The organism is Longimicrobium sp. (genome assembly GCF_036280135.1).
Taxonomy (GTDB): Bacteria; Gemmatimonadota; Gemmatimonadetes; order Longimicrobiales; family Longimicrobiaceae; genus Longimicrobium.
Window position 1 is genome coordinate 1 of record NZ_DASURI010000431.1, and the last position, 5,965, is coordinate 5,965.

The 5,965-nt window shown below is 69.8% G+C and carries 8 protein-coding genes and 1 pseudogene; 1 reads left to right on the forward strand and 8 read right to left on the reverse strand.

The features are described 5' to 3' along the window. The 6 genes from VFZ20_RS13815 to VFZ20_RS13840 form a co-directional block, all read right to left on the reverse strand. Positions 1-405: hypothetical protein (locus tag VFZ20_RS13815; RefSeq protein WP_329684480.1), on the reverse strand; the 405-nt coding region annotated here is incomplete at its 3' end. Positions 406-919: 514 nt separating this feature from the next. Continuing rightward, positions 920-1,369 carry a hypothetical protein gene (locus VFZ20_RS13820; RefSeq protein ID WP_329684481.1) on the reverse strand — a complete coding sequence of 150 codons (450 nt, stop codon included), beginning with the start codon at positions 1,367-1,369 and terminating at the stop codon, positions 920-922. Between the two features lie 84 nt (positions 1,370-1,453). After that, the gene (locus VFZ20_RS13825) at positions 1,454-2,245 is read right to left on the reverse strand and encodes a hypothetical protein (protein WP_329684482.1); all 792 of its coding nucleotides are present in this window, start codon (positions 2,243-2,245) and stop codon (positions 1,454-1,456) included. Continuing rightward, complete coding sequence (locus VFZ20_RS13830) at positions 2,242-2,607, reverse strand: hypothetical protein (protein ID WP_329684483.1); 366 nt, start codon at positions 2,605-2,607, stop codon at positions 2,242-2,244. Before VFZ20_RS13830 ends, VFZ20_RS13825 begins: the two co-directional genes overlap by 4 nt. Positions 2,608-2,611: 4 nt before the next feature. Next, complete coding sequence (locus VFZ20_RS13835) at positions 2,612-3,385, reverse strand: DUF5995 family protein (protein WP_329684484.1); 774 nt, start codon at positions 3,383-3,385, stop codon at positions 2,612-2,614. Positions 3,386-3,411: 26 nt separating this feature from the next. Then, positions 3,412-3,984 carry a hypothetical protein gene (locus VFZ20_RS13840; protein ID WP_329684485.1) on the reverse strand — a complete coding sequence of 191 codons (573 nt, stop codon included), beginning with the start codon at positions 3,982-3,984 and terminating at the stop codon, positions 3,412-3,414. 471 nt (positions 3,985-4,455) lie between these two features. On the opposite strand from VFZ20_RS13840, the gene VFZ20_RS13845 reads away from it, so the two are divergent. Next, positions 4,456-4,671, forward strand: a complete 216-nt coding sequence (locus VFZ20_RS13845) for a cold-shock protein (protein WP_329684486.1) — start codon at positions 4,456-4,458, stop codon at positions 4,669-4,671. Positions 4,672-4,859: 188 nt separating this feature from the next. Here VFZ20_RS13845 and VFZ20_RS13850 read toward each other — a convergent pair whose 3' ends face one another. Continuing rightward, positions 4,860-5,396, reverse strand: coding sequence for a GNAT family N-acetyltransferase (locus VFZ20_RS13850; protein WP_329684487.1), 537 nt, complete (start codon positions 5,394-5,396; stop codon positions 4,860-4,862). A gap of 122 nt (positions 5,397-5,518) precedes the next feature. Then, positions 5,519-5,965, reverse strand: a pseudogene (locus VFZ20_RS13855) (hypothetical protein); the annotation flags it as partial.

Consider the following 5,965-nt stretch of genomic DNA (forward strand, 5'->3'; position numbering starts at 1 on the left):
CTCCGAGGCGTAGTACAGGAGTGCCAGCGTGGTGATGGCCTCGTGGCAGCCGTGCTCCTCCGCCAGGGCTTCCAGCAGCGCGCGCGGGCCGCGGCGGTGGCCCAGCGCGCCGATGCCCCTGCCCTGGTGGTACGCGGCCCACAGCGCCTCGCGCGGCGTCACCGGGTTGCTCAGCAGCGGCTCCAGCAATCGGTCATCCTCGTCCGCCGGCTCGTCCAGCAGCGCGAGGACGGCTTGCCCGAGCTTCGGCACGTCCCCGGCGGTGTACGCGAGGTCGAAGTAGGCGTGTGTGAGCGGGAGGTGCGTTCCCTGCTCGTGCCGCACGGTATCGCGCAGCCCGGCGCGCCGGCGCGCGTCGAGCAGGACGTCGAACAGCGTGTCCTCGCTCAGGTCTGACGGTTCCACGGGAGAGGCCCGGTGGCAGTTCGCTGGCTCTGTGACCGGCGCGCCAGCGCAGCGCTCGTGATCGAGCCTGAATGTGTGCACGCTCTCCCGCCTCGTCCAGCGCGCGCCACAACACCGCCACCCGCCGGATCGCCGCGTCCACGGTGGCGGGAGGCGTGAGGGTGGAGGGGCTCGGGACCGCGAGTCGATGCCGGGGCTCGCGACGGAGCGGATGATGCCGATTGCGGATCTGATCCGGTAAAGGCCGTCATCCCAGCCGGAGCGAATGAATTCGCCGCTGGAACGGCACGAAGTCCGCCTGCGCGGACTGCCCCAGCGAAGGTCGGCCCGTGTGCATCGGCGCATCGAACCAGCCGCCGGGCCCATCCGGCGTTGGCCTTTGAAGCCCTGTTCGCGGTGCGCGTCGGCGCGAGCCAGGGCTTATCGCTGTCCCAGCGGCGGGTTCACCCGCTCAGGCTGGGAGCGCGGCCTTGCCGAACTCGAGACGCGCCTCGCTCTTCCAATCCGCCCCCCTTTACGCCCCCTGTCCCGCCCGGATGCTCTCCAGCACCTCGATGGCCACGCGGATCTTCTCCTCCGGGATCCAGGAGATGGCGTCGTCGATGGTCTTCTCGAACGGGCCGTCCAGCCTGGACAGCAGCTCCCGCCCGGCGGCGGTGATGTTCAGCCGCAGCGAGCCCTCGATGAGCCCGCGGCTCTTGAGCTTGTGCAGCAGGGCCAGCAGCCGCTCGGGATCGTGCACCATCCGCGACTCCACGTCCGTGCGCAGGTGCCCCGCCTCGCCGGCGCCGCGCAGGATGCGCATCACGTTGTACTCGTCCAGCCGCAGGTCCGCCGCGCGCAGCACCTCCTGCAGCCGCGCCGTGAGGTGCTGGTCCGTGCGAAAGATGTTCAGGATGAGCTCGCGCGCCGGCGACGCGATGGGCTTGGAGATGTGGATCTCGCGCTCGATGCTGTGCGGCATGGATGAACCCGGTTGGTGCAAAGTGGCCGCCGCGGCAGGTCGCGCCGCGTGCGCGCCCAATCTGCGTAAACAAACGGCTCCGCGCTATGGGCGGAGCCGGTTGGGGACGGCCGGGTCCAGCGACGCATCGTACAGCGCCACGCCCTCTGCCCCGAACATCGCTTCCATCCCCGCGAAGACCGTCATCAACAGGTCCCGCAGGCCATCCGTTTCGTTGAACCGGCCCTCCGCCACCCGGTCCAGCAGCGCGTTCAGCCCCGGCGGCGCGCGGGCGAACGACCGCGCCTCGGGGATGAACCGCGCGAACGTCGTGAACGGCTGCTCGTTCAGGAACGACAGGGTGACGAGGAGGTGATGCACGCCGTCCCACAGCAGCAGTCCCACCGCCTCGCGGTCCCCCGCGCCGATGGCGCCCAGCACCTTGCCGAACGACTCCTGCACCTCCAGGAACCGCCGCGCGGCCCGCCGCAGGAACGCCTCGCGCGCTGGACGAAGGGCCCGCACCCGCTCCATGATCCGCTCCACCACGTCCGCCCCGTAAAGGGCGAGCAGGTGGTCCGAGGCGGCGAGGTACCAGTCCGGCCCCACGGCGGCCCGGCGGGCCACGTACGCCTCCTCCGTCAGGTACTCCGCCTCCACGAGCATCGCGTCCACGACCCGCTGCAGGTACGCGTCCTCGCCCGGCGCGGGCGGATCGCGGAGAAATACGACCATCTCCACGTCCGAAAAGGCGCGGTCCTCCCCGCGCGCGAGGGAGCCGGAGAGCGCCACGGCCCGCAGCCCGTCGCCGAACCGGTCCCGCAGCAGGGGGACCAGCCCGTGCGCGGCGGCCATCCGCTCGGCGTGCGTGTGCGGCCGCAGCCCGCGCGGGTTCACGCGTCCGCGGGGACGATGTCCAGCCCCGCACAGGCCACGTTGACGTGCGAGCCGCCGCGGACCGTGAGCGTGTAGAGGTGGGGATGGGTGATGGAGGACAGCGACTCGCGCAGCACGTCGGGCACGGGGCGATGGAACAGCTCCTTCACGATCAGCCCGCTGCCCCACGTGCCGGCCAGCTGCACCCACTGCGGGTCGGCGAAGGTGCAGCGCACGGGCCCGTCCGCGCCGTCCACGACGAACGCGATGTGCCAGCCCGCGTCCGTGCGCGTCACGTCCAGCCGTCGCAGCCGCGCGCCCACGAACCCCAGGTCCACGGCGTCGGGGCGAAGCGGGCGCGCGAGGACCTCGTCCGGGTCCATCCGCCTACTCCGCGATCACCTGGATGTTGTAGCGAACGTCGGCGGACTCGGCGTTGTGGATCCAGCGCTGCACCTCGCCGGCCAGGCCGTGCAGGGGATACAGCTTGGCGGCCATCTCGGCGACCAGCGCGTCGCGCTCCGCGATGACGGCATCCCAGCCGGCCGGCGGCGTGGCGACCAGCTCCCTGGCCAGGTCCCACGCGAAGTCCCGCGCCACGTCGATGCCAAAGTCGAAGAGGCGGTCCTCCAGCCCCGGCGCGAAGTCCTCGATGTGCCGCAGCCGCGGCGAGATCTGCCCCAGCTCGTCCTCCACCACCTTTACCAGGCGGGACAGGACGTCGTTGATGGTCTTGAAGTCCGGCCACAGCGCCTGCAGCTCCGCTGCCGTGGGCGCCACCGTGGCGGCCGCGATGCCCAGGTCCAGGTTGATGTGGGCGTTCATCCCCACCAGCAGGTGCTGCACGGCCAGGGGGTTCGCGTCCGGCAGCAGGGCGAACGCCGCCTGCCAGCTGCGCGTGGGCGCGCCGCCGGCCGAAAACGTGTCCCACGCGTCCAGGAACCGATCCGCGAACACCACGTCCAGGCGCTCCATCCGGGCGTTGTCCTGGAACACGTTCCCCGCCACGAGCGCGCGGCGCACGTTGGTGGTCACGCGCTCGTACAGCGCGGCAAAGTAGCCAATGCGCGTCCCCTGCCGCAGCGCATCGTCCAGGATGCCGTTGAGGCGCACGAGCACCTGGTCGATGGTGGCCGGCAGGGCGGCGGTGTCGATCGTCATGCGAGGAAGAGAGATGTGGATGCGGATCAGCCGGCGGTCTGCACGCCGTTCCAGCGAATCTGGTACCGGCAGACGGCGCCGCCCTTTGCCCGGCACTCGTCCTCGTGGATGGCCACGCCCTGCGCGCCGCACAGCTCCAGGGCGCGCTTGTACCAGCCGATCACGCTCAGGCAGTCCGGCGCGCTGAACGTCTCCGCCTCGTACGTGGTCATCACGCCGGACTGGTCGCCCGTCTTTTCGTATGTGCGGCGGCCGGTCTCGTAGTAGAAGCCGTAGATGAGGGGCGCCTTGCCCAGGAACACGTGCGGCTTGCCGGGCGTGAGAAAGTTCTTGTGCAGCGTGGCCAGGTTGGCGTCGGCCGAGGCGGCGCCCAGGCGCTCGAACACCTCCGTGCGCCCGCCGCCCAGCTCCCGCACGATGGCGGCATCCAGCCGCTCGCCCACCTCGAACGGGTACCACTTCACCGTGAGAATGACGCGCAGCGCCTCCTGGTCTTCCTTAGACAGGGAGCCGAGGACCTTCTCCAGCCCCTCCCTGCCCCAGTTCTGTTCGATGAAGCCGAGGCGGGTCTTGAGGACGGAGCCCTTGATCTGTTGCATGGCCGGATGGTGGGATGCGTGGCGGAAGGCGGTGCAGCGTGGTGCCCTGAAATGTACGCCGCGCCCCATTTCGGGCAAGGAAACAAAAGTTTTGACAAAGAGTCTCGGCAAAATAGGGCGACCCTCCCGCCGGAGCGGGGCGGCACCGCGAGGACGCGCCGGGAGGAGGGAGAGGTCTCGCCCCGAGGCAGGAGACGGCGGGGGACGGATTTCGCCCTCCCGGCGCGAAACAGCGACGCAATTTTGCAAACACGTGTACGCGGACGGGAGCGACAGGCCAAAAATGCAGGCGCCACGCGGCGTTATGTGAATTCCGGGTCGTGGGGAGCGGCGTGAATGGAATCGTTTTCATCGCCTGTTTCGGCCGACGGACGGGGCCGGTTTCGACGGCTTTCCGCCGCAGGAGCACGGTCCTTGCTCATTCGTTCCAGTGTTCGAGAAGGACCTTACCCAGCAAGAGGAACAAAGACGATGGCGCGTGAGACGGGGACCGTGGAGCGGTTCATGGACGAGAAGGGCTTCGGCTTCATCAAGCCCGACAGCGGCGGCAAGGACGTGTTCGTGCACCATTCCGCCATCCAGGCCAAGGGCTTCCGCTCGCTGGCGCAGGGTGCGCGCGTGGAGTTCGACCTGGTGCAGGACCCCAAGGGCCCGCGCGCCGAGAACGTCGTCACCATCGATTCGTAACTCGCTCCGCCATCCGCCCCGGTGAGCTTGCCTCGCCGGGGCGGATGATGGACGATCGGTCGACGGTCCCAAGGCGGACGCCCGCGCAGCCGGGTGTCCGCCAAAGGCGCGGATCCGCTCCCGCGAAGGCGGGGAGGATGCAGCGAGGTTCGCCGCATCCTCCCGCCTTTGTTGCCTGACGATCCGGATCAGCCATCGATCGGCCGGTCCATGCGGATGAAGGGCACGACGACGCCGTCCGCCAGCCGGCTCTCCACCCGCTCCTGCGCCTGGAAGCCGAACGCGCGGTACAGCGGCTCGCCCGGCAGCGTGGACATCAGCTCCAGCCGCTGAAAACCGGCCCGCGCGGCGGCGGCGCGGCACGCCTCCATGATCATCGACGCGATCCCCCGCCGCGCCCAGTCCGGATGGACGAAGAACGCGCGGATCTTCGCGGCTTCCGTCGCCGGGTCCAGCAGCGGGTCCTCGGCGTCCTTCATCTGGTCGCCGCCGTAAAGGGTGCGGCGCCGGCTCCACCCGCCACACGCCACGATCGCGCCCTCCGCCTGGGCCGCGAAGTACGTTCCGTCCGCGATGAGCTGCGTGTCGGGGCCAAAGACGTAGCGGATGGCGCTCTCGATCTGCTCCGGCGTGTAGAACCCCTGGCTCAGCCCGCGCACGGAATGCGGGATGAGCGCGTGCAGGGCCGGCAGGTCGTCGGGCGTGGCAAGGCGAAGCGTGATCATCGTTTCCGCGTCGGGTGCGGTGCGGGTCGGGACCTCCGGTCCAAGGTGGGGCGGATGATCGGCGTGCGCCAGCCGGGCCCAGGCCGGAGCGACTGAAGTCGCCGCAACGACCGCGGAAAGCCTCACCCCTGGACGGCAAACTGCGCCGTCCAGGGGTGAGGCTTCAACCACGTGAACGTCGCCTCGGTGTACACGCGCCGGCCGTTCTGGGGCAGTCCGCGCAGGCGGACTTCGCGACTTTCCAGCGGCGAATTCATTCGCTCGGCGCGGGCTCGACGTCGCCCGCTCGAACTCTCCTTCCCTGATCGCCGTCGATCCATCGACCCACCGATCCACCGATCCGCCGATCCGCCGATCCGCCGATCCGCCGATCCAACGATCCAACGATCCAACGATCCAACGATCCAACGATCCAACGATCCGCCGATCCATCGATCCATCGATCCGCCGATCCATCGATCCATCGATCCATCGATCCATCGATCCATCGATCCGCCGATCCGCCGATCCGCCGATCCGCCGATCCGCCGATCCGCCGATCCGCCGATCCGCCGATCCGCCGATCCGCC